The organism is Devosia submarina, from assembly GCF_003056345.1.
GTDB classification, from domain to species: Bacteria; Pseudomonadota; Alphaproteobacteria; order Rhizobiales; family Devosiaceae; genus Devosia; species Devosia submarina.
Window position 1 is genome coordinate 17780 of sequence record NZ_PYWB01000004.1, and the last position, 23078, is coordinate 40857.

Sequence of the window (23078 nt, forward strand, 5' to 3'; positions counted from 1 at the left end):
TGGTTTACGTTGCCAAAACGAGTGGCTGAACAGGAGCTTGCCTAAACTATGTGCATGCGGTGCAACTCCGCAGGGCAGCCATGGGAGGAGGCGAGTTGCAGATCGCTCAGGTCCTCGCTAAGCACGAGCGACGCCCGCCAGCATGACGCCTGGCCGGCACACGGAAATCCCATGCCTCCTCGCGACACTGCCCTGGCCCTCCTTGTTGTCCTGATCTGGGGCCTCAACTTCGTTGCCATCGCCTGGGGCGTCGCCGAGATCCCGCCATTCCTGCTGACCGCGCTGCGCTATATCGGCTGCGCCCTGCCCGCAGTGTTCTTTATCCGCCGCCCGCAAGTGGGCTGGCCGATCCTTATCGCCTATGGCTTTTCCGTGGGCGTCCTGCAGTTCAGCTTCTTGTTCACCGCCATCGAACTCGGCATGCCGGCAGGGCTCGCAAGCCTTGTGATGCAGATGCAGGTGTTTTTCACCATGGCGCTCGCGGTGTTTTTCCTGGGCGAGCGCCCCAGCATGCCCCAGCTCGCGGGCGCTGTTGTTGCGCTGCTGGGCCTCGGCACTATTGGCGCCGAGCGCATCGGTGGCGCGGTGCTTGTGCCCCTGGTGATGACCCTGGCCGCTGCCTTTTTCTGGGGCCTGTCCAACATTGTCACCAAGCGCGCCGGCAAGGTGGACATGCTGGGCTTTGTCGTCTGGGGTGCCCTGGTGCCGCCCCTGCCCATGCTGGCGCTTTCGCTGATCTTTGAGGGACCGCAAGCCATTCTGGGCCTCGGCTCGATCAGCGCCGCCGCCATCGGCTCGGCCCTATTCATCGCCTATGGCTCGACCCTGATCGGCTACGGCATCTGGGCCATTCTTCTTGGCCGCTATCCGGCAAGCCTTGTGGCGCCATTTTCCCTTCTGGTGCCGGTGGTCGGCTTTGCCGCCGCCGCCCTGCTTCTGGGCGAAATCATTTCAACGCTTGAAGTGGTTGGAAGCGTGCTGATCTTTGTCGGCCTGCTCCTTAACGTCTTTGGCCCTCGCCTCCTGGCGCGGCGGCGAATGGCCTAGCAGGACCCGCTCAAATCTCGGGCCGTACGAAATCGCCGCTCTCGGCATCCATGATCCAGAGCTCGCCGGTCGAAATGTCGAACCAGGCGCCATGCACCGCCAGTTTCCCCTGCGCTTCCAACTCGGCCACATATGGGAAAGTGCGCAAATTCTGGATCGAATTTCGGATCGAGATCCGCTCCAGCGCCGTCTGCCGTTCCGCCGGCGTCATGAGGGCATTCTGGCCCACCTGCTCGGGCAGCCCCCCCAGCATGCTCATCCATTTGCCGATGAAATCACCATGGTCGAGCGGGCTCGGATCGGGGCTCAGCGCCGCCTTGATGCCACCGCAGCGACCATGGCCCATAATCACGATATTGCTGATCTGGAGCCCCTTGACGGCGAACTCGATACCAGCCGACGTGCCGTGCTGCCCCCCATCGGGCTGGTAGGTCGGCACCAGATTGGCCACGTTGCGCAGCACAAACAATTCGCCCGGCGCCGCATCAAAGATCAGCTCGGGCGCCGCCCGGCTGTCGCAGCACGCGATGATCATCGTGGTGGGGCTTTGGCCAATCGCGGCAAGCTCGCGATAACGGTCTTTTTCACGAACATAGCGGCCCGCCATGAAATTGGCGTGGCCCTTGAGTAATTCTTGCGGAAACCGGTGCATGGCGCTTCAAATATCGATAAGAGGCGTGGAGATCAATCGGGCGCGTTAGCACGCGCACGCATCGGGGGCATGCATGCTGATTTACCGTTTCCTCACCGGCGAAGACGACGCCGCCTTTTGCCACCGCGTCACCAAGGCCCTGAGCGAAGGCTGGCAGCTCTATGGCACGCCCTCCTATGCCTATGATGCGCACAACAAGAAAATGAAAGTCGGCCAGGCCGTCACCCGCATTGCCGCCGACCAGCCCTATGATCCCGACAAAAAGCTGGTGGATTTCTGACCGCCTAGCCCATCTCCCCCTTCACCAGCCGCAAGGCCAGCGCCTGCAACAGCATGATCGTCTTGGCATCCACGATCCGCCCATCCCCTATCATGGCCATGGCTTCCTCAAGCGGTAGCTCGAACACCTCGATATCCTCGCCCTCGCTTGCAAGCCCCCCACCGGCGCCGGCCTTCTCCCCCGGCCGGTAGTGCCCAAGGAAACACGCGCATTTTTCCGTCAGCGAGCCGCAGCTGGGATAGGCATCAAACAAAAACACCATGTCCGCCGGCGCATAGCCGGTTTCCTCCACCGCCTCGCGATGTGCCGCGATCGCTGGCGCCTCCCCGTCCAGCAAACCGGCGGGCACCTCGATCATCCAGGCCGGATCGCCATTCAGATGCGGCGGCAGCCGGAACTGCCGCGTCAGGATCACCGTCCCCGCTTCAGCCGCATAAAGCAGCACCGCTGCGGCGCTCCCATGATCATAAACCTCCCGCTGCACGGTCTGCACCGTTCCGTCCCGCCGCGAATGGGTGACCTGGTAATTGTCGAGCCGCCCCCAATTATGAGCCAGGGGAGTAACGCTGTTAATGGTGATGGAATCGGCCATGAGTGCTCCACGTGTTCGGCCCAAGATATGCGCGGAACCACTCGGCCTGCCAAGCACCCGCCCACCGTCTCACTTGCGTATCCCGCACACCTCGTGCGCTATACGAACAAAGTGCGGCTTGCGACAAAAGTGGGGCCTTGAAGCCTTTGATTTTCTCCACAGCGGAGTCTAGAAGTCGAGAACCATTCCAAACTGCGCGTCCCCTCCTCACGCGCCAGCGAGGCTTCATGACGGTTCGACCCCGCCCCCTATCGCCGCACCTGCAGATCTACCGCTTCACCATCACCATGGCGATGTCCATCGTCCACCGCGCCACCGGCATTGCCAATTACGCTGGCACGGCGCTGCTGGTGCTCTGGCTCCTCGCCGCCGCCTGGGGCCCTGAACCGCTCGAAGCCGTGAATGGGCTTTATGGCAGCTGGATCGGGCAGATCATCCTCTTTGGCTACACTTGGAGCCTGGTCCACCACATGCTGGGCGGCATCCGCCACTATGTCTGGGATTTCATCCTGGGCATGGAAGCAGGCCAGCGCGAAATGCTCGCCTGGGCCAACCTTGTCGCCTCCACCCTGATCACCCTGCTGATCTGGACCATTTTCGTGTGGGTTGCCTGATGCGTGAAGAAACCATTACCCGCCAGACCATTGCCGATCCGCGCTCGCACTACGGCGACGCCAAGGCATCGACCCGCCATTTCATTCTCCAGCGCCTGAGCGGCGTCAGCAACATTGTCTTCCTGCTGCTCCTGCTCTTTATCGTCGTGAGCCTTGCCGGCGAAGATCGCACCGACATGGTGGAGACCGTCGGCAATCCATTGATCGGCCTGCCCTTTGCGCTAACCCTGGGCATCCTCACTCTCCACATGCGCAACGGCATGCGCGACGTCTTGGAAGATTACTTCCGCGGTCGCACCTACCGGCTCTACATGATGCTGAACTCCCTGTTCTGCCTCATCATTGCCCTCCTAGGCATCGGAGCCATTCTCAAGCTTGTATTCTGGGGTTAACCGCCAATGGCTAGCTATGAACTGATCGACCACGAATTCGACGTGGTGGTGGTTGGCGCCGGCGGCGCTGGCCTACGCGCCACGCTGGGCATGGCCGAGCAGGGTTTCAACACCGCCTGCATCACCAAGGTCTTCCCCACCCGCTCCCACACCGTGGCGGCCCAGGGCGGTATCGCGGCATCCCTGCAGAACATGGGACCGGACAGCTGGCAGTGGCACATGTACGACACCGTCAAGGGGTCGGACTGGCTGGGCGACAACGATGCCATGGAATACCTCGCCCGCGAGGCCCCCGCCGCTATCTATGAACTCGAGCATTACGGCGTGCCCTTCTCGCGCACCCCCGAGGGCAAGATCTACCAGCGCCCGTTTGGCGGCCACATGACCGAGTTCGGCGAAGGCCCCCCGGTGCAGCGCACCTGCGCCGCCGCCGACCGCACGGGCCACGCCATGCTCCACACGCTTTATGGCCAGTCGCTGCGCAACGATGCGCAGTTCTTTATCGAATATTTCGCCCTCGACCTGATCATGGGCGATGATGGCGCCTGCCAGGGCGTTATCGCCTGGAAGCTCGATGACGGTACGCTCCATCGCTTCCGCGCCAAGCTCGTCGTTCTGGCCACCGGCGGTTATGGCCGCGCCTATTTCTCCGCCACTTCTGCCCATACCTGCACCGGCGACGGCAATGGCATGGTGGTCCGCGCCGGCCTGCCACTTCAGGACATGGAGTTCGTCCAGTTCCACCCCACCGGCATTTATGGCGCAGGCGTCCTCATCACCGAAGGCGCGCGCGGCGAAGGCGGCTATCTCACCAATTCGGAAGGCGAGCGCTTCATGGAGCGCTATGCCCCCAATGCCAAGGACCTCGCCTCGCGCGACGTCGTTTCGCGCTGCATGACGCTGGAAATCCGCGAAGGCCGTGGCGTCGGTCCCAACAAGGACCATATCCACCTCCATCTCGATCACCTTGATCCCAAGGTGCTCCATGAGCGCCTGCCGGGTATCACGGAATCGGCCAAGATCTTTGCCGGCGTCGACCTCACCCGCGAGCCGATCCCGGTCCTGCCGACCGTCCACTACAACATGGGCGGCATCCCCGCGAACTACCATGGCGAAGTGCTTTCCCCCACGCCCGACAATCCCGATCGCGTGGTGCCGGGCCTCATGGCCGTAGGCGAAGCTGCCTGTGCTTCCGTCCATGGCGCGAACCGCCTGGGTTCCAATTCATTGACCGACCTTGTGGTGTTCGGTCGCGCCGCCGCCATTCGCGCCGGCAAGGTCTTGGACAAATCCGCTCCCGTTCCCCCGATCAATTCGGCGCAGGACGAAAAAATCCTCGCGCGCTTTGATCGCCTGCGCAACGCTGCGGGCTCGCAACCCACCGCCAAGCTGCGCGACGAGATGCAGCGGACCATGCAGTCGGACGCGGCCGTGTTCCGCACCTCCGAATCCCTCAAAAAGGGCGTCGAGGCCATGAGCGAGATCTACTCGCGCCTAGGCGATGTTCGCGTCTCCGATCGCTCGCTGATCTGGAATTCGGACTTGGTGGAAACCCTCGAGCTTGAAAATCTCATGGCCAATGCCATGGTGACCGTGGTTTCTGCCGAAGCGCGCCATGAATCCCGCGGTGCCCATGCTCACGAGGATTACCCCAACCGCGACGACGAGAACTGGCGCAAGCACACGCTGAGCTGGATCGATCCTGCCACTGGCGCCGTGCGCCTGGGCTATCGCCCCGTCCATGTCGACCCGCTCACCCCTGAGAGCGAAGGTGGCATCGACCTCAAGAAAATCGCGCCCAAGGCCCGAGTCTACTGATGCGCCGCTTCCTTCTGCCCGTCCTTTTGCTGTTGACCGCCGCGCCCGCTCAGGCCGCGGCGCCAACCAGCGAGCAAAAAGCCGAGTTCACGCGCGTCTGCATGAGCATCGCGCAGGACGAGGCGCTCTGCACCTGCAAGGCCGACGCCGCCATGACGCTGATCGATCAGCCCTTCATGGATGTGCTGATCGCGGCCATGAAGGGCACGCGCAACCCGGCCGAAAGCGAATACAGGGCGTACAATGCCTACGTCGCCAAATCGAACCAGATCTGCAAGCCGAACTACTAAGGGCTCGGCCACCGGCCGCGCCACACTCACGATGTCACCCCGGGCCTGACCCGGGGCCCATCTCGAGATCTTAGGATGGATCCCGGGATGACACCGGGATAAAACCAGACCGGTGCCACCCAATCGGCACCCAAAGAAGGAACCGACCCATGGTCGAATTGATGCTCCCCAAGGCCGATCGCCCCACCAAGGGCAAGACCTGGCCCAAGCCCGCCGGTGCCAAGCGCCTGCGCGAGTATCACATCTACCGCTACAATCCCGATGAGAACGCCAATCCGCGCATCGACACCTATTGGATCGATCTCGACCAATGCGGGCCGATGATCCTCGATGGCCTGCTCTGGATTAAAAACAATGTCGATCCGACACTGACCCTGCGCCGCTCCTGCCGCGAGGGCATTTGCGGCTCGTGTTCCATGAACATCAACGGGCTCAATACCCTGGCCTGCACCAAGGGCATGGACGACTCGACCGGCCCCATCAAGATCTACCCCCTGCCCCACATGCCCGTGGTCAAGGATCTGGTGCCCGATCTCACCACCTTCTACGCCCAGCACCGCGCTATCGAGCCTTGGCTAAAGACCACCTCGCCTACCCCGCAAGAGGAATGGACCCAGTCCGTTCCCCAGCGCGCCAAGCTTGACGGGCTCTACGAGTGCATCCTGTGCGCCTGCTGCTCGACGTCCTGCCCCAGCTATTGGTGGAATGGCGAACGCTATCTCGGCCCCGCCGCCCTCCTGCAGGCCTATCGCTGGCTGATCGACTCGCGTGACGAAACCACGACGGAACGCCTCGATAACCTTGAAGACCCCTTCAAGCTTTATCGCTGCCACACCATCATGAACTGCGCCAAGGTCTGCCCCAAAGGCCTTAACCCCGCCAAGGCCATCGCCGAAATCAAGAAAATGATGGTGGAGCGCAAGGCCGCTTGAGCCAAGCTCTCTGGCCACCGCACCATCCCGCCCACGATGTCACCCCGGCCTTGAGCCGGGGCCCATCCTGAGATTTCAGGCTTCGCTGTCAGGCCCATCACACCTAAAATCGTCACCCTCGGGCTCGACCCGAGGGCCCTATGCTAACTCAACGCTCCGCAAGTGAAGTCCCCTTGGGTCAAGCCCAAGGGTGACCGCTAGTGGTTGAGAGCGCCGGTGATTCTCCCCCAAATCCCACACCCGGAGCCCTACCCCTCCACGTCCTCGCGGAGCACGATCCGGCCTGCTTCGAACGCCGCCTTGCAATCCTCCCGGTCGTGCCGGATATCCCCGTCCAGCAAAACTACCGCCGCTCCTGGCCCTTCGAACCGTGGATCGTCGCACAGGCCGTCACCGGCATATTCCGAAGCATTGTCGCCAAAATTGATCCCGGCGCTGTTGTAAGGCGCCCCCGCCGCATATTCAGGCGAATACACGGGCCGGATACGGGCCGTGCCTGCTTCCACCGCCGCCCGGCAGTCGCTGGCATCGGCGCTCATGTCCTCGGGCAGCAGCTTCTTGTCGACGCCCGCGCCTTCGAAGCGCAGATCATCGCATTCCCCATCATTGGCCCATTTGCTGGCGTCGCCGCCATAGTCAAACATGGCAATTGCCGGCTCCGCTTCGGCATCACCGTTGAAAACCGCTGTACCTGCTTCCACCGCGGCACGGCAGTCCGTGGCATCGTGCAGCCGGTCTTCCTCCACCAACTCCCGGGCAACGCCCCTGCCTGAAAAGCGTGGATCATCGCATTCGCCGTCATGGGCCCATTTGCTGGCATCATCGCCATAGGCGATCCCCGGGGCATCCCCGCCCTTGTAGTCGGGATTGATGGTCACCGTCCCGGCCTCGAACGCCTCCCGGCAATCGCTGGCGTCCTTGAGCAGATCCGCCTCCACCAATTCATCGGCCATGCCCCGACCCTGGAACCGCGGGTCATCGCACTCCCCATCATCAGCCCACTCGCCACTATCATCGCCAAAATCGATGGAAGCATCTGCAGGAGGTTCTTCACTGGCGCCCTTGAGCGAAACACTGCCCGCCTCAAGCGCTGCCCGGCAGTCTTTGGCGTCCTTGCCCGTATTCGACAGGAGCGGCTCGGGACCCATGCCGGGGCCCTCGAAGCGCGGATCATCGCACTCGCCATCATCAGCATATTCGCTACTATCATTGCCGAAATCGATCGGCGCACCTTCAGACGCTGATGTGCTGATCGGCGGGTTCTTGCCGCTGGCCGAAATCTTGTTGGCCAAGGCCGGTGCCGCAAGCGTCGCGATGAGTGCAAGGCCCATTGCGGTCCCGCCCAGCAGCCTTCCAAACACCATCATCGCCCGCGCTCTCCCCAAAACCTTCTCGTGCAAGAACATTGTCGCGCCTTTGTGGCAAGGTCAGCCGGCTTGTGCCCGCAGGCGCTGCTCGGCCCGGGTGAACAGCGTTGCACCCAACAGCACCAGGGCCGTCCCCAATCCATGATAGATCGTGAAGGGCTCGCCCAGCACCACAACCGCAAAGGCGATGGTCAGAAGCGGGCCGAACGCGGCCGTCGAGGAATTGGCCCGCGCCCCAATCCGCGCAATGGCGGCGTTCATCATGAAAGACGGCAGAACGGTTGAAAAAATCCCCAGCGCCAGGCCCAGGAGCCAAACCGGCTGCGGCAAGCTCAAAAGCGCCTGCGGGCCGGTGATAAGAAGGCTTTGCCCGATCGCAAAGACCGCTGCGGTCGACATGGCAATGCAGGTAAAAAGCCCCGTTCCCAACCCCCGCATCTGCCCCTTGGCGAGCAGCTGGTAAAGGGCAAAGGTCACCGCCGCCGTCAACACCAGCGCCGTGCCGATCAGCAGGCCATCAGGCTCCGCCCAAAAGCTCCAACCGAACAGCAAGACGATCCCGCCATAGGCGATCAGCATCCCCGGCAGGATGCGCCAGCTGAACGGCACGCGGAAAAACAATGCCCCGAACAGCACCACGAAAAACGGATAGGTAAACAGCACCAGCCGCCCATACTGCGCCGAAATGAAGTTGAGCGCAGCAAAATCGAGATAGCTCGAAACATAATAGCCCAGCAGCCCAACCAGCATGGCCGGGACCAGCAGGCGCGGCGTGAACAAGCGCAAGAGCTTCCGATTGCGCCGCAGCAGCACAAGGAGGATCATCAGGTATACTGGCAGCGCCACCAGCATGCGCAACGCCAGGAGCACCTCGGTTGCCGCACCCTGCGCATAGGCGAGCTTGATGAAAATGGCCTTGGACGAAAACAGCACCGCCCCACCTATCGCGAAGCTATAGCCGAGCGGATCGGCAACGGGGTTTGCAGATTGTGTGATCGTGGCCATGGGCCCCTTGGCTAAACCTACAGGTGTTTCCCGTAAAGGCCGCTCAACGCTAACAGTCTGCTAACGTTAAACAGGGGTCGCTAACCGCGCGGATGGGCCTTCCGATAGCTGTCCAGGAGCCGGCCCGTATCGACCGCCGTATAGATCTGCGTCGTCGAAAGGCTTGCATGTCCCAGCAATTCCTGGATCGCCCGCAAATCTCCCCCCGCCCCCAGCAGGTGCGTTGCAAAGGAATGGCGCAAGGCATGGGGCGTCGCCGACTGCGGCAAACCAAGGGCACCCCGCAGCTGCACCACCCGCTTCTGGATCAGCCGCGGCGACAGCACACCGCCCTTTTCCCCCCGAAACAAAGGCTCTTGCGCACCCAGGCTGAACGGACAGAGCTCGAGATATCGATCGATCGCCCCCCGCACCGCCGCAATCAACGGCACCATCCGCACCTTGCCACCCTTGCCCGTCACCCGGATCACCGCACTCTCCAGATCGGCCCGAGTCAGCGCCAGCGCTTCGGATATTCGCAAGCCTGTTCCGTAACATAGCGACAGCACCGCCATGTCTCGCGCGGCCACCCAAGGCTTGTCTTCCATCTCTGCAGTTGTCGCGATCGCACCCCGCGCCTCAGTCACGCTCAGTGCCTTTGGCAAGGATTTGGGCAGCTTGGGCGTGCGGATAACATCAAGCGCTTCGCTTGCCAGGACCCCCTCACGCTCCAGAAACCGGAAAAAGCTTTTCAGCGCCGAAAGCACCCGCGCCAACGAACGGGAGCCCAGCGATTCGTTGCGGCGCTGCGCCATAAAGGCCCGGATATCGGCGCCACGCAGCTCCTTGAGCACCTGCAGGCTCACCGGCCCGCCGGCATGCCCGGCCAGGAAACCCATGAACTGATCAAGATCCCGGCTATAGGCCTCAAGCGTATTATCGGCGAGGCGGCGAACCGAAAGGAGCTCGCGCTGCCATGCGCCGATCTGGGCACGAACAAATTCGTCAGTGGCAAAGGCTGAGTCGACCATGCCGCAAGGCTAGCGACCCCTGGTTAGCAAAGCGTTCTGCGCCTCAACGAACGTGCGGATGCCAGTCCGGCTGCTCGCTCGGCAACACATTGAGGTCTACATGAAGCGCCCGCGGCAGGCGCTGCGGGCGCCGCTGGTGGGCCAATGCGGACAGCAGCACGGCGTAAAGGCTAGCCCGCTCGGCAACGGCGACGATCTCGTCACTAGGCGATCTTTGATCAATCGGAGTGGTCATTTTATCCTCCTGTGCTCGAGAACAAAGCATAAACAGAGGCTACTGACAGAGCTTGTCAGCACACGAGCTTTTTTGCCGAAAGCACTTGCGCTCACTATCTTCGAATGCGAACAGAACGGGCACAAATGGAAGCGCATCCGGACATTGTTGCGGTTTTAGTAGGGGTGGCCGTCGAGGGCCCCTATAGCTACCGCGTGCCCCAGGGCATGGGCGTAGAGCGCGGCTCGATCGTGGCTGTGCCCTTGGGGCCGCGGCTGATCCAGGGCGTGGTCTGGGGTCCACCCAAGGACATGGTTGCCCACAATCGCCTGCGCGATATTTCCCATGCCTATGACGTGCCCCCGCTCAGCGGCGAGCTTCTCAAGCTAGTGGAATGGGTCGCACGTTACACCCTCGCTGCGCCCGGCCAGGTCTTGCGCGCCGTCCTGCGCTCAACCGAAGCGCTTGATACGCCGCGGCCCGTTGTAGCGTTCCGGCGCACCGGCCTGGAACCAGAAAAGCTCACACCGGCCCGGCTCAGGGTGCTGGATGCCTTGCTTGATGGACAGGCCTGGCCCAAGGCTGAGCTCATCGGCGCGACCGGCGTTTCCCCGTCCGTGATCGAGGGCCTTGAACGGGCGGGAGCCCTGGAGCGCCTCGAAATTGCAGCGCCTCCCATTGTCCTGCCACCGGACCCGGACGCAGCCATAGCCGCGCTGTCACCCGAACAGTCGCAAGCCCTGGATCGCATCCTGGCCCTCGACCCGCACCGCTTCGGGGTCGCCCTGCTCGACGGGGTCACGGGAGGGGGAAAAACCGAAGTGTTTTTCGAGGCTGTGGCCGATACGCTGCGAGCGGGCCGACAGGCGCTGATCCTGCTGCCCGAAATAGCCCTCACCAACACCTTTATCACGCGCTTCACCCGCCGCTTCGGCACGCGCCCGGCGGAATGGCATTCGGACATGACGCCGGTGCAGCGCGCCAAGGTCTGGCGTGGCGTGCTGGATGGAACGGTGCGTGCCGTGGTCGGGGCGCGCTCGGCGCTTTTCCTGCCCTTCCGGGAACTGGGCATGCTGGTGCTCGATGAAGAACATGACGGCGCCTATAAGCAGGCCGACGGCATCACCTACCACGCCCGGGACATGGCTGTGGTGCGCGCCCATTTCGCCAATGCCCGGGTCATCCTGTCCTCAGCGACCCCCTCGGTTGAAACCCGCAACAACGCCAATAGCGGCCGCTACAGTCATGTCATGCTGACCTCGCGCTTTGCCCAGGCGGCCTTGCCCGACATCACCGCCATCGACATGCGCACCGACGGCCCTGGAAAAGGAGAATGGATCGCACCGCAATTGGCGCGTGAAATCTTTGCTGCCCTTGATCGGGGCGAGCAGGCGCTTTTGTTCCTGAACCGCCGTGGTTACGCCCCGCTAACACTTTGCCGCTCTTGCGGGCACCAATATCAATGCCCCGATTGCTCGGCCTGGATGGTTGAGCATCGCTTCCGGGGCATTCTGATGTGCCATCATTGCGGGCACGAGATCCGCACCCCCAATGTTTGCATCAAATGCGGTGACCCGGAGAATTTGGCCGCAGTTGGCCCCGGGATCGAGCGCGTGGCCGAGGAGGCAGCGATCCGCTTCCCCGATGCGCGCCGGGTTATCCTGTCCTCGGACATGGGCAGCAACAAGCAGCTCCGAGAGCGCTTCAGCGAAATCGAGAAAGGGGAATATGACCTCATCATCGGCACGCAGCTGGTGTCCAAGGGCCACCATTTCGAAAAGCTGTCCGTGGTCGGCGTGCTCGACGCGGATCTTGGCCTTGCTCATGGCGATCCGCGCGCCGCGGAGAAGACCTTCCAGATCCTGACCCAAGTCGCGGGCCGTGCAGGCCGTACCTCCCGCTCGGGCAAGGCGTTCCTGCAAACCTTCCACCCCGATCACCCCGTCATGCGCGCCATGGTAAGCGGGGATCGCGAGGCTTTCTACGCCCATGAGCTCACCGCCCGCGAAGCCGGCGGGCTGCCGCCCTTTGGCCGCCTCGCAGCGCTGATCGTGTCTGCCAATGAGCGGGACACCGCCATGAACTACGCCAAGACACTGCTTTCAGCCGCACCCATGGCGGATGGCGTGCGCCTGTTTGGGCCTGCCGATGCGCCCATCAATCTGATCCGCGGACGACACCGCGTGCGCCTGCTTGCGCAATCCGCCAAGGATTTTGACCTCAGCGGCTATGTCCGCTTCTGGCTGAACTCGGCCGAGAAGACGACTGGCAATTTGCGCGTTCAGGTCGATATCGACCCCATGAGCTTCATGTAGACATGTCTTGCTCAAGCAGCCCGCTCGAGCGTTCCGCTACTGGCAGTGTGCGGGGCACCTGCGACACTTTCGCTAGCCGCCAATATGACGTGCGAGCCTTGCAAGCGCCGCAAGGCTTGTGCTAGAGCGGGCCCGACTTTGAAGGGGCCGTAGAACGTCCTCTTTCCCAACACAAGAACAAGCGTCGGCAGCCAGCCGTTTTTCCCAAGGGAAAACCGGATGAGCAGGCAGGCAAATAAGAGGGTGTAGCGGCATTGGCAGCGCAGAATTCAGTGCTTTCCCACATCGCCCGGCCATATGCGTCGGCACTGTTTGATCTCGCCCAGAGCGAGAATCAGATGGCTTCGGTCGAAACATCGCTCTCCGATGTGTCCCGCTTGATCGGGGAAAGCGCTGACTTTGCTCGCTTCCTGCGCTCTCCGGTGATTACCGCGGACGAGAAGGCTCAGGCGCTTGATGCCGTGCTGGTTCGGTCCAACACCAATCCCTACGTTGCCAACTTCCTCCGCCTCGTTGCCAAGAACGGCCGCCTGTTTGCGCTTGATGCCATCATTGTTGGCTTCCGCGAACTGGCTGCCAAGGCTCGCGGCGAAGTCACGGCTGACGTTACATCTGCAGCGCCCCTGACGGGCGAGCAGGTCAATTCCCTCACCGAAACGCTCCGCGCCAAGATTGGCAAGACCGTGACGCTGAACCAATTCGTCGATCCATCCCTGATTGGCGGCCTTCAGGTGAAGGTCGGCTCGCAGATGATCGATAGCTCACTCAAGACAAAACTCGCTGCGATGAAGATCGCCATGAAAGAGGTCGGATAATGGACATCAAAGCCGCGGAAATTTCTGCGATCCTCAAGGACCAGATCAAGAATTTCGGCCAGGAAGCCCAGGTTTCCGAAGTTGGTCAGGTGCTTTCCGTCGGTGACGGTATTGCCCGCGTTTATGGCTTGGACAATGTGCAGGCTGGTGAGCTCGTGGAGTTCCCCGGCGGCATCAAGGGCATGGCGCTCAACCTCGAAGTCGACAATGTCGGCGTCGTGATCTTCGGCAACGACCGCTCCATCCGTGAAGGCGACGTCGTCAAGCGCACTGGTTCCATTGTGGATACCCCCGTCGGTAAGGGCCTGCTCGGCCGCGTGGTCGATGGCCTGGGTAACCCGATCGATGGCAAGGGTCCGATCGAGCACACCGAACGCCGCCGCGTCGACGTCAAGGCACCTGGCATTCTGCCGCGCAAGTCCGTGCATGAACCGATGTCCACCGGCCTCAAGGCCATCGACGCGCTGATCCCGATCGGCCGCGGCCAGCGCGAACTGATCATTGGCGACCGCCAGACTGGCAAGTCCGCCATTATCCTGGACACCTTCCTTAACCAGAAGCCCGCTCATGATGCTGGCGCATCGGACACCGACAAGCTCTACTGCATCTATGTCGCGATTGGCCAGAAGCGCTCCACCGTTGCTCAGTTCGTGCGTCAGCTCGAAGAATCGGGTGCACTGCCCTATTCGATCGTGATCGCGGCAACCGCTTCGGATCCGGCTCCGCTGCAGTACATCGCGCCCTTCACCGGCTGCGCGATCGGCGAATGGTTCCGCGACAATGGCCAGCACGCTGTTATCGCCTATGACGATCTGACCAAGCAGGCCGTTGCCTACCGCCAGATGTCCCTGCTGCTGCGTCGTCCGCCAGGTCGCGAAGCCTATCCTGGCGACGTGTTCTACCTCCACAGCCGCCTGCTGGAGCGCGCTGCAAAGCTCAACGAGAACCATGGCCTGGGCTCGCTCACTGCCCTGCCCGTTATCGAAACGCAGGCAAACGACGTATCGGCCTATATCCCGACCAACGTGATCTCGATCACCGACGGCCAGATCTTCCTTGAAACCAACCTCTTCTTCCAGGGTATCCGCCCGGCCGTGAACGTTGGTCTGTCGGTTTCCCGCGTGGGTGGTTCGGCCCAGATCAAGGCGATGAAGCAGGTTGCCGGTTCGCTCAAGGGTGAGCTGTCGCAGTACCGCGAAATGGCAGCATTTGCCCAATTCGGTTCGGACCTCGATGCCTCGACCCAGCGCCTCCTTAACCGTGGTGCCCGCTTGACCGAGCTGCTCAAGCAGCCCCAGTTCTCCCCACTCAAGACGGAAGAACAGGTTGCCGTGATCTTTGCTGGCGCCAATGGCTATCTGGACTCGCTTCCGGTTTCCAAGGTCGCTGATTTCGAGCGCACGGTACTTTCGGCCCTGCGTGGCAAGCACGCCGCGCTGCTGAACACCATTGCCACCGAAAAGCAGCTCAGCGACGACACTCGCGCCAAGCTCAAGTCGGCTCTGGACGATATCAAGAAGACCTACGCGGCTTAAGGCCTAAGGAGACGACGGGCCCATGCCTTCGCTAAAGGACCTCAAGAACCGGATCGACTCGGTCAAATCGACTCAGAAGATCACCAAGGCCATGCAGATGGTCGCGGCGGCCAAGCTCCGTCGCGCCCAGGAAGCAGCGGAGGCTGCCCGCCCGTATGCCGAACGCATGGGCCGGGTTCTTTCTTCGCTCGGCGCGGTCTATGAAGGCCAGACCGATGCTCCCAAGCTGCTGGCCGGCACTGGCCAGGACCAGGTTCATCTGCTGGTCGTTGCCACTGGCGAGCGTGGCCTAGCTGGCGGTTTCAACTCCTCGATCGCCCGTCTTGCGCGCGACCATGCGGCCAAGCTCATTGGGCAGGGCAAAACGGTCAAGATCCTGACTGTGGGCCGCAAGGGTCACGACATTCTGCGCCGCCAATATCCAGATCTGATCGTGGACACCTTCAACTTCCGCGACGTCAAGCAGGTCGGGTTTACCCAGGCCCAACAGGTTGCGGACAAGGTGCTGGCCATGTTCAACGCCGGCGAGTTCGACATTGCCACGCTCTACTTCGCCAAGTTCGGCTCGGTGATCAGCCAGGTGCCAACAGCCCAGCAGATCATTCCTGCCAAGCTCGACAGGGTTGAGGGTGAAGGCGTCGCTACTGGCTCGACAGTGCCCTACGAATACGAGCCCAGCGAAGAAGCGATCGTTGAAGATCTGCTGCCGCGCAACATCTCGGTTCAGGTGCTGCGCGCCTTGCTGGAAAACTCGGCGTCGTTCTACGGCGCTCAGATGTCCGCCATGGACAACGCCACCCGTAATGCTGGTGAAATGATCGGCAAGCTGCAGTTGAGCTACAACCGCCAGCGCCAGGCCCAGATCACCAAAGAACTCATCGAAATTATCTCGGGCGCGGAAGCGCTCTAACGCACAAGCGAGGACGAACAAATGGCAGACATCAAGGCCGGTCGCGTTTCGCAGGTCATCGGCGCCGTCGTCGACGTCACGTTTGACGGTCACCTGCCCGCAATCCTGAACGCTCTGGAAACCAACAACAACGGCCAGCGCCTGGTGCTGGAAGTGGCGCAGCATTTGGGTGAAAACACCGTGCGCACCATCGCCATGGACACCACCGAAGGCCTCGTGCGCGGCGCCGAAGTGGTCGACACCGGCAACGCCATCTCGGTTCCAGTTGGTGACGCAACCCTGGGCCGTATCATGAACGTGATCGGCGAGCCCATCGATGAAGCCGGCCCAATCGGCGAAGTCGATCGTCGCGGCATCCACCAGGAGGCCCCTGCTTTCGTCGAGCAATCCCCTGAATCGCAGGTGCTGGTTACCGGCATCAAGGTCGTGGACCTGATCGCGCCTTACGCTCGTGGCGGCAAGATCGGCCTCTTCGGTGGCGCCGGCGTGGGCAAGACCGTTCTGATCCAGGAACTGATCAACAACGTCGCCAAGGCGCACGGTGGTTATTCGGTGTTCGCAGGCGTTGGTGAACGCACCCGCGAAGGCAACGACCTCTACCACGAAATGATCGAATCGGGCGTGAACAAGGACCCGCACGAGAACGGTGGCTCGGCTGCTGGTTCCAAGTGCGCCCTTGTGTTCGGCCAGATGAACGAGCCCCCAGGGGCCCGTGCCCGCGTGGCACTGACCGGCTTGACCGTCGCCGAGAACTTCCGCGACCAAGGTCAGGACGTGCTGTTCTTTGTGGACAACATCTTCCGCTTCACCCAGGCTGGCGCTGAAATGTCGGCTCTGCTGGGTCGTATTCCTTCCGCTGTGGGTTACCAGCCGACGCTGGCGACCGATATGGGCGCGATGCAGGAACGCATCACCACCACCACCAAGGGTTCGATTACCTCCGTGCAGGCCGTTTATGTGCCGGCCGACGACTTGACCGACCCGGCACCGGCTACCTCGTTCGCCCACTTGGACGCAACAACCGTGCTGAACCGCGCGATTTCGGAAAAGGGCATCTACCCGGCCGTGGACCCGCTGGCGTCCAACTCGCGTATTCTTGATGCCAGCGTTGTTGGCCAGGAACACTACGACACCGCCCGCCGCGTGCAGGAAGTGCTCCAGAAGTACAAGGCTCTCCAGGATATCATCGCGATTCTGGGCATGGACGAATTGTCCGAAGAAGACAAGCTGACCGTGGCCCGCGCCCGCAAGATCGAGCGCTTCATGAGCCAGCCTTTCGACGTGGCTGAAGTGTTCACCGGCTCGCCCGGCGTGTTCGTTCAGCTCGAAGACACCATCAAGGGCTTCAAGGGCCTGGTGAACGGCGAGTATGACCACCTGCCCGAAGCTGCCTTCTACATGGTCGGCACCATCGAAGATGCCGTCAAGAAGGCCCAGAAGCTGGCTGCACAGGCCGCCTAAGAACGGTTCGGGGCAGTTAAGCCCCTACCCTGTCGTTGTAATGGAGCTCGGGTCAAACCGGGCTCCACTGCCAAAGGACCAAGAGAATGGCTGAAGGCCTCAAGATCGAGATCGTATCGCCCGAGCGGCTGGTGCTGTCCGAAGTCGTCCAGTCCGTTACCGTGCCCGGCACAGAGGGCTATTTCACCGTCATGCAGGACCATGCGCCGTTCATGACGACCCTGCGTTCCGGCTTCATCACTGTGAACGGCACCGGCGGCACCAACGAGGTTTACTTCGTGAAGGGCGGCTTTGCCGACGTTTCGCCTGAAGGCCTAACCATCCTGGCCGAAGAATCCGTACCCTTCTCCGAATTCGACCATGCCGGCCTGACCACGCAGATCAAGTCTGCCGAAGCCGAGCTGGCAGCGGCAGCATCCCCGGAAGAGCGCACCTTTGCGCAGGAAGTCGTCAGCGGGTTGCTCAATCTTGCCGCCGAAGCCGGCCAGATCAACGGCACTCATATCCACTAGGTATCTAGCTGAACAGCATACGAAAAGGCCCGCGTTGAACGCGGGCCTTTTGTTTTAGTTTGTCTTGGCGAGAAAGAAGGGGCGGCTGAATAATCCGCCCCAACCAACCTATCAAGCCGCCAGGCGAGCCTTGAGGCCACGCGCGATCAGCTCTTCGGCGATCTGAATCGTGTTCAGCGCAGCGCCCTTGCGCAGATTGTCCGAAACAACCCACATGGCGAGGCCATTTTCGACTGTGTTGTCCTCGCGGATGCGAGACACGTAGGTGTCGTATTCACCCACCGTTTCAACCGGCGTGGCGTACCCACCAGCCTCGCGCTTGTCGAGCACCGAGATGCCGGGCGCCTCGCGCAGGACGTCACGCGCTTCGTCGGCGGTGATGGGATTCTCGAACTCGATGTTGACGGCTTCCGAATGCCCCACGAACACGGGAACGCGCACGGCGGTGCAGGTCACCTTGATCTTGGGATCGAGGATCTTCTTGGTTTCGGCCAGCACCTTCCATTCTTCCTTGGTGTAGCCGTCTTCCATGAACACATCGATATGCGGAATGACGTTGAAGGCGATCTGCTTGGTGAACTTACCAGGCGTTGCGCTGTCATTGACGAAGATGCCCTTGGTCTGGTTCCAGAGCTCGTCTATGCCTTCCTTGCCGGCACCGGACACCGATTGGTAAGTCGAGACCACAACGCGCTTGATCTTGGCAAAGTCATGCAGGGGCTTGAGCGCAACCACCAGCTGCGCGGTGGAGCAATTGGGATTGGCGATGATGTTGCTGCGCTTCGGGTCAGCCAGCCAGCGGTCGAGCACATGGCCGTTCACTTCCGGCACGATCAGCGGAATGTCGGAATTATAGCGCCAATAGCTGGAGTTATCGATGACAATGCAGCCTGACGCACCGATCCGAGGTGCCAGATCCTTGCTCACGCTTGAGCCGGCCGACATGATGGCGAAATCCACGCCTGCAAAGTCAAAATCATCGAGGTTCTTGCACTTGAGGATCTTGTCGCCGTAGGAAATCTCGCGCCCTGTCGACTTGGACGACGCCAGCGCGATCACCTCGTCGGCCGGAAACTTGCGTTCCGCCAAGATATTGAGAACTTCACGGCCCACATTGCCCGTGGCACCTACGACAGCGACGCGATAACCCATTTGTTGGAACTCCAGTCCCGTAACCTTGCCGCCCCGCGCGATCAACTGATCACGGCCATTCCGATTTCGCCTCTCCCCGTCGGGGAGTCGACCCGGGGAAAAGCGTCAGGTGGTTTTTGTGGTTTTGGTCATAAGCGCAGCCATGCTGTCGGCCAGGGGCCGAACAGTTGCGGTTTTCGCGATAGGCATAGGGCTGCGCATGTGTGACTGCTCAGGTAAAAGCAGGCGAAGTCATACTCCGATATAGGAATTAGTCAATGCTCACATAAAAGAGCAATGGCTTGGCATGCCTGCTCGCTTCGACTAGACCGTCCACTTCTCGAAAAGGATCAGGAAGATTTATGCCCCATTATGATGTCGTGGTGCTCGGCGCCGGTGCCGCTGGCATGATGGCGGCCATTGAAGCGGGCAAGCGCGGCCGGTCCGTTCTCGTCGTCGACCATGCCAAGTTCGCTGGCGAAAAGATCCGCATTTCGGGCGGTGGACGCTGCAATTTCACCAATATTCATGCCACGCACGACAAGGGGCGGGATCGCTTTTTGAGCGATAATCCCCGTTTTGCCCTTTCTGCCCTCAGCCGCTACACGCCCGAGATGTTTGTCGCCATGGTGCAGCGCCACGGCATTCGCTACCATGAAAAGACTCTGGGCCAACTCTTTTGCGACGGCCCGGCAACGCAGATCAACACCATGCTATTGGGTGAAATGCGCCAGGCTGGGGTTACCCTGGTGCTGGAAACCGCCGTCGAGCGCGTCAGCAAGGATGACACGGGGTTTTCCGTTGAGCTGTCCACCTCGTCCATCACCTGCGACAGCCTTGTTGTGGCGACGGGCGGTAAATCCATCCCCAAGATGGGTGCCTCGGGCCTGGGCTATCAATTGGCGGCGCAGTTTGGCCTGCGCGTGACCGAAACCCGCCCCGCGCTGGTGCCGCTGACCTTTGAAACCCGTGCCCTCGAGCGGCTCAAGGAATTGGCTGGCATTGCGACCGATGCAGTGGTTCGCCACGGCAAGACAGCCTTCGAGGAAGCCTTGCTGTTCACCCATCGTGGTCTGTCCGGTCCAGCAATCTTGCAAATATCCTCCTATTGGCGCGAAGGCGATGCCATCGCGATTGATCTTCTGCCCGGGCGCGACGCCGCCGAAGCATTGCGCGCCGTGCGTAAGGCCACGCCCAAGGTACAAGTGCAAACGGCCCTGGGTGCATTCCTGCCCAAGAAGCTTGCGCAGCTTCTAGGGGAGGATCTTAACCTGCCGGGCATGATTGGGGATTTCTCGGACAAAAAGCTGGCGGCCGTGGAAGCCACGCTCAAGGGGTGGACGCTGAAACCCGTGGGTTCGGAAGGCTACCGAACCGCCGAAGTGACGCTTGGGGGTGTTGATACCCGTGACCTTGATGCCAAGACGCTGGCAGCGCGGAACGTGCCAGGACTGTTCTTTGTGGGCGAAGTGGTCGATGTCACGGGCTGGCTGGGCGGCTATAATTTCCAGTGGGCCTGGGCCTCGGGCTGGGCAGCGGGCCAAGCTGCCTGAGCTGGTAAGGCAACGTAAAAGCTTGAGATTTTGGACTGCGCGGGTCAGGGCACGACCTCGTCCTTCGACAGGCTCAGGATGAGGTCTACTGGTGGGCATATTCAGACCGGGAGGTCCTTAGAACCGCCAGCCCAGCCGGACGCCGACATTGGTATTGGCCCGCTCTGGCGTGCCGCAGGCGCCGAAATCGGGGAGGTGTTCCACCGTGGCGATCAGGGAGGTGCCAAGGGGCAGGTTAAGACCCACGCTGCCGGCTGCGCGCAGGCCAAAACCACAGCCGAAATTGCGGGAGGGATCGTCTTGGGGAGCGGAGACCAGCGAGGTGTGCGCCACTCCACCAAGGCTCGCTTCAACAAAGACGGGCAGGATAGGTGCCTGGAAGGTCCAGCTCAGGCCGGCATAGCCATAGGATGGCTGGTCGCGGAAGCTGACCGTAGCGCCCAGATGCGGGCGCAACTCGCCAATCACGGTCCAGGCGTTAAGGTCCGGTGCGGCAAACAATAATTCCACATTGGCGTTGCCGATCCGCTCGGGATCGAGCAGGTCGCCATCGACATCAACGCCGCGGGCAGTGATGCCGGCGCGGATCTCGGGAAGGAGGTTGAACTGTGCAAAAGCGGGCGCTGTGGCGCCGGCCAGCAGCAGGATCAGGGCCAGCCTGAACAGGGATCGCACCATGAAGGCCACCTTTCTTGATGGCCCTAATGGGGCGATGTTATGCCCGATCTGCAAGATTTTAACTAAATTGACGCTAACAGACTGTTAACGTTGAGACCGCCTTAGCGCTAGAATTTCCACCCCAGACGCAGGCCGAAATTGCTCAGGCCCTGATTGGCGTCGCACCAGCCATTGTTGGAAGTGTGCTCATAGGTGAGTGTCGCCGTCATGGACTCACTCAGATTTGCGCCCACGCCGAAGCGCTCGTAGAAATTGACGCGGCAGCCGAAATTGGCGCGCCGCGACGGATCGGGCGAATTGGTCAAATAGCCATTGTGGATGGCGCCGCCAAAGGTGCCTTCGAGGTAGAAGGGCGTATCGAACACCGGCAGCTGCCAGGTGAGGCCCAGATGGGCCATGCTGTCCTGCCCATCGAGATTGACCGTGACGCCAAGATCGGGGCGCGGGGCGCCGATCCAGCGGAAGGCATCGAGATCGGGCGAGGTGAACAGCACGTCAAAGGAGAAATCCTCGACCTGGCTCAAATCCCAATCGCCCACCTTGAACGGCAGGGCGGTGTAGCTCACGTCATGGGCGTGGATGCCGATGCGGATTTCATCGACAATGTCGGCAAAGGGCTGCGGCGAGGTGAGGCTCTGCGCATTAGCCGGGATGGCAGCGGCAGCAACAAGACCCAGGGCACAAACGGCAACACGCAACAACAAAGGCAATCCTCCGGACGGGACAATCTACTAGAAGCCGAAGTCGCGTGGGCAAGTCAATGCACTTGGGCGCTGCGGCCGCTCCTCCGGCGCCCGATGTGACGGGCAGGCCACGCCTGCTTGCAGAACGGCCTCGCTTTCATCGTATTTCGCCGATAAAAGCTCGAGCACAGATCACCATCCGAGTTTACCCATGGCCGCTCCCTTCGCCCTTTCCCTGCAGGATCTTGCTCCCATCGCCGAAGGCACATCGACGCCCGAAGCGATGCACGAAACGATCCTTTTGGCGCAGGCGGCTGAAAAGCTTGGCTATACGCGCCTGTGGTATGCCGAACATCATGGCATGCCCTCCATCGCCTCGTCTGTGCCCGAGATCCTGATCGGCAGCGCCGCAGCCCATACCAGGGAGCTGCGCATCGGCTCAGGCGGCGTCATGCTGCTCAACCATGCGCCGCTGCGCATTGCCGAGGCTTATCGCACGCTGGAAGCGCTGCATCCCGGCCGGATCGACCTGGGGCTGGGCCGTGCGCCGGGTGGCGATGGCTATGCCATGCGCGCCCTGCGCAGCGGTGGTGGCGAGGAGTTTTCCACCTATCTGGCCGAGCTCATGGCGTTTGACGAGGACGGCTTTCCGCCCGAGCATCCCTTTTCGCGCGTGCCTGTCTCGCCCGGCGGCATCCGCCTGCCGCCCAAATGGCTCCTGGGTTCATCGGGCAACAGCGCGCACGCGGCGGGCCAGTTGGGGTTCGGCTATGCCTTTGCCGCCCATTTCAGCCATACCCCTGCCGCACCGGCCTTTGCTGCTTATCGCGAGTCGTTCGAGCCTTCGGAAGATTTCCCCGAGCCGCGCACTATTTTGTGCCTCTCGGTGATCTGTGCGCCGACCGATGAAGAGGCCGAGTATCTGAGCATCTCCCAGGCGGTGAACTGGGCGCGCTTTGTAAGCGGGGAACAGCGCCAGCTGACCTCGCCCGAAAAGGCCATGGAGCACCAGTTGACGCCCCAGCAGCAGCAGATCATCGAGCACCAATCGAGCCTATGGCTGGTGGGCAGCCCCGAGCGCATGGCCCAGACTATTGGCGAAAAGGCAGAGGCCTGCGGTGCCAACGAGGTGATGATCACCACTACGGTGCACAGCTATGAGCTGCGCCGGCGCTCCTATGAGCTTCTCGCCAAGGCATTTGATCTATCGCCGCGCTGATTTGGAGCCGGCATTAACATCTCGTTTCTGGCTCATGGGCTAAATAGACCGAT

The 23078-nt window shown here is 61.6% G+C and carries 24 protein-coding genes; 15 read left to right on the forward strand and 9 right to left on the reverse strand.

Going from position 1 to position 23078, the window contains the following annotated elements:
* The first annotated feature begins 171 nt into the window (after positions 1–171).
* Complete coding sequence (locus DDE77_RS06460) at positions 172–1047, forward strand: EamA family transporter (protein WP_108396643.1); 876 nt, start codon at positions 172–174, stop codon at positions 1045–1047.
* A 10-nt stretch (positions 1048–1057) separates the two neighbouring features.
* Here the strand turns inward: DDE77_RS06460 and DDE77_RS06465 are convergent, their stop codons facing one another.
* Complete coding sequence (locus DDE77_RS06465; RefSeq protein WP_108396644.1) at positions 1058–1699, reverse strand: carbonic anhydrase; 642 nt, start codon at positions 1697–1699, stop codon at positions 1058–1060.
* A 73-nt stretch (positions 1700–1772) separates the two neighbouring features.
* Between DDE77_RS06465 and DDE77_RS06470 the strand changes: the two genes are divergently transcribed.
* Positions 1773–1979, forward strand: a complete 207-nt coding sequence (locus DDE77_RS06470) for a DUF1737 domain-containing protein (protein ID WP_108396645.1) — start codon at positions 1773–1775, stop codon at positions 1977–1979.
* Between the two features lie 4 nt (positions 1980–1983).
* Here the strand turns inward: DDE77_RS06470 and DDE77_RS06475 are convergent, their stop codons facing one another.
* On the reverse strand, positions 1984–2571 hold the full coding sequence (locus DDE77_RS06475; protein ID WP_108396646.1) for an NUDIX domain-containing protein: 588 nt from the start codon (positions 2569–2571) through the stop codon (positions 1984–1986).
* A 227-nt stretch (positions 2572–2798) separates the two neighbouring features.
* Here DDE77_RS06475 and sdhC point away from each other — a divergent pair, with 227 nt between their 5' ends.
* The 5 genes from sdhC to DDE77_RS06500 all read left to right on the forward strand — a co-directional run bounded on the left by sdhC (position 2799) and on the right by DDE77_RS06500 (position 6617).
* Positions 2799–3185, forward strand: coding sequence for a succinate dehydrogenase, cytochrome b556 subunit (sdhC, locus tag DDE77_RS06480; protein ID WP_108396647.1), 387 nt, complete (start codon positions 2799–2801; stop codon positions 3183–3185).
* Entirely contained in the window at positions 3185–3577 is a 393-nt protein-coding gene (gene sdhD, locus DDE77_RS06485) for a succinate dehydrogenase, hydrophobic membrane anchor protein (protein ID WP_108396648.1), read from the forward strand. The genes sdhC and sdhD overlap by 1 nt, the downstream gene beginning before the upstream one ends.
* A 6-nt stretch (positions 3578–3583) precedes the next feature.
* Positions 3584–5395 (forward strand): succinate dehydrogenase flavoprotein subunit, encoded by a 1812-nt coding sequence (gene sdhA, locus DDE77_RS06490; RefSeq protein ID WP_108396649.1) that lies wholly within the window; start codon positions 3584–3586, stop codon positions 5393–5395.
* Positions 5395–5685 (forward strand): hypothetical protein, encoded by a 291-nt coding sequence (locus tag DDE77_RS06495; RefSeq protein ID WP_108396650.1) that lies wholly within the window; start codon positions 5395–5397, stop codon positions 5683–5685. Before sdhA ends, DDE77_RS06495 begins: the two co-directional genes overlap by 1 nt.
* Before the next feature lie 149 nt (positions 5686–5834).
* The gene (locus DDE77_RS06500; protein ID WP_108396651.1) at positions 5835–6617 is read left to right on the forward strand and encodes a succinate dehydrogenase iron-sulfur subunit; all 783 of its coding nucleotides are present in this window, start codon (positions 5835–5837) and stop codon (positions 6615–6617) included.
* A 248-nt stretch (positions 6618–6865) separates the two neighbouring features.
* Here DDE77_RS06500 and DDE77_RS06505 read toward each other — a convergent pair whose 3' ends face one another.
* The 4 genes from DDE77_RS06505 to DDE77_RS06520 all read right to left on the reverse strand — a co-directional run bounded on the left by DDE77_RS06505 (position 6866) and on the right by DDE77_RS06520 (position 10234).
* On the reverse strand, positions 6866–7948 hold the full coding sequence (locus DDE77_RS06505) for a hypothetical protein (protein ID WP_157959698.1): 1083 nt from the start codon (positions 7946–7948) through the stop codon (positions 6866–6868).
* A gap of 96 nt (positions 7949–8044) precedes the next feature.
* Positions 8045–8989 carry a DMT family transporter gene (locus DDE77_RS06510; RefSeq protein WP_108396653.1) on the reverse strand — a complete coding sequence of 315 codons (945 nt, stop codon included), beginning with the start codon at positions 8987–8989 and terminating at the stop codon, positions 8045–8047.
* Positions 8990–9069: 80 nt separating this feature from the next.
* A complete protein-coding gene (locus DDE77_RS06515; RefSeq protein WP_108396654.1) occupies positions 9070–9999 on the reverse strand; it encodes a tyrosine recombinase XerC in 930 nt (309 codons plus the stop codon).
* A gap of 43 nt (positions 10000–10042) precedes the next feature.
* A complete protein-coding gene (locus DDE77_RS06520; RefSeq protein ID WP_108396655.1) occupies positions 10043–10234 on the reverse strand; it encodes a hypothetical protein in 192 nt (63 codons plus the stop codon).
* A gap of 125 nt (positions 10235–10359) precedes the next feature.
* On the opposite strand from DDE77_RS06520, the gene DDE77_RS06525 reads away from it, so the two are divergent.
* From DDE77_RS06525 to DDE77_RS06550, 6 genes are all read left to right on the forward strand, one after another.
* Complete coding sequence (locus tag DDE77_RS06525; protein ID WP_108396656.1) at positions 10360–12528, forward strand: primosomal protein N'; 2169 nt, start codon at positions 10360–10362, stop codon at positions 12526–12528.
* A gap of 254 nt (positions 12529–12782) precedes the next feature.
* Complete coding sequence (locus DDE77_RS06530; protein WP_108396657.1) at positions 12783–13343, forward strand: F0F1 ATP synthase subunit delta; 561 nt, start codon at positions 12783–12785, stop codon at positions 13341–13343.
* Complete coding sequence (atpA, locus tag DDE77_RS06535) at positions 13343–14878, forward strand: F0F1 ATP synthase subunit alpha (RefSeq protein WP_108396658.1); 1536 nt, start codon at positions 13343–13345, stop codon at positions 14876–14878. Before DDE77_RS06530 ends, atpA begins: the two co-directional genes overlap by 1 nt.
* 22 nt (positions 14879–14900) lie before the next feature.
* The gene (locus DDE77_RS06540) at positions 14901–15788 is read left to right on the forward strand and encodes a F0F1 ATP synthase subunit gamma (protein WP_108396659.1); all 888 of its coding nucleotides are present in this window, start codon (positions 14901–14903) and stop codon (positions 15786–15788) included.
* Between the two features lie 21 nt (positions 15789–15809).
* Complete coding sequence (gene atpD, locus DDE77_RS06545) at positions 15810–17249, forward strand: F0F1 ATP synthase subunit beta (protein WP_108396660.1); 1440 nt, start codon at positions 15810–15812, stop codon at positions 17247–17249.
* An 86-nt stretch (positions 17250–17335) separates the two neighbouring features.
* Complete coding sequence (locus tag DDE77_RS06550; protein WP_108396661.1) at positions 17336–17761, forward strand: F0F1 ATP synthase subunit epsilon; 426 nt, start codon at positions 17336–17338, stop codon at positions 17759–17761.
* Positions 17762–17872: 111 nt separating this feature from the next.
* Here the strand turns inward: DDE77_RS06550 and DDE77_RS06555 are convergent, their stop codons facing one another.
* On the reverse strand, positions 17873–18913 hold the full coding sequence (locus DDE77_RS06555) for an aspartate-semialdehyde dehydrogenase (RefSeq protein ID WP_108396933.1): 1041 nt from the start codon (positions 18911–18913) through the stop codon (positions 17873–17875).
* A 341-nt stretch (positions 18914–19254) separates the two neighbouring features.
* Between DDE77_RS06555 and DDE77_RS06560 the strand changes: the two genes are divergently transcribed.
* Entirely contained in the window at positions 19255–20445 is a 1191-nt protein-coding gene (locus DDE77_RS06560) for a BaiN/RdsA family NAD(P)/FAD-dependent oxidoreductase (protein ID WP_108396662.1), read from the forward strand.
* Between the two features lie 117 nt (positions 20446–20562).
* On the opposite strand, the gene DDE77_RS06565 is transcribed toward DDE77_RS06560, so the two are convergent.
* Together DDE77_RS06565 and DDE77_RS06570 are read right to left on the reverse strand one after the other, a co-directional pair.
* A complete protein-coding gene (locus DDE77_RS06565) occupies positions 20563–21123 on the reverse strand; it encodes a hypothetical protein (protein WP_108396663.1) in 561 nt (186 codons plus the stop codon).
* Positions 21124–21230: 107 nt separating this feature from the next.
* Positions 21231–21827: an acyloxyacyl hydrolase gene (locus DDE77_RS06570; RefSeq protein ID WP_157959699.1), complete on the reverse strand. Its 597-nt coding sequence runs from the start codon at positions 21825–21827 to the stop codon at positions 21231–21233.
* A 190-nt stretch (positions 21828–22017) separates the two neighbouring features.
* On the opposite strand from DDE77_RS06570, the gene DDE77_RS06575 reads away from it, so the two are divergent.
* Positions 22018–23025, forward strand: a complete 1008-nt coding sequence (locus tag DDE77_RS06575) for an LLM class flavin-dependent oxidoreductase (RefSeq protein ID WP_108396665.1) — start codon at positions 22018–22020, stop codon at positions 23023–23025.
* Positions 23026–23078 lie beyond the last annotated feature (53 nt).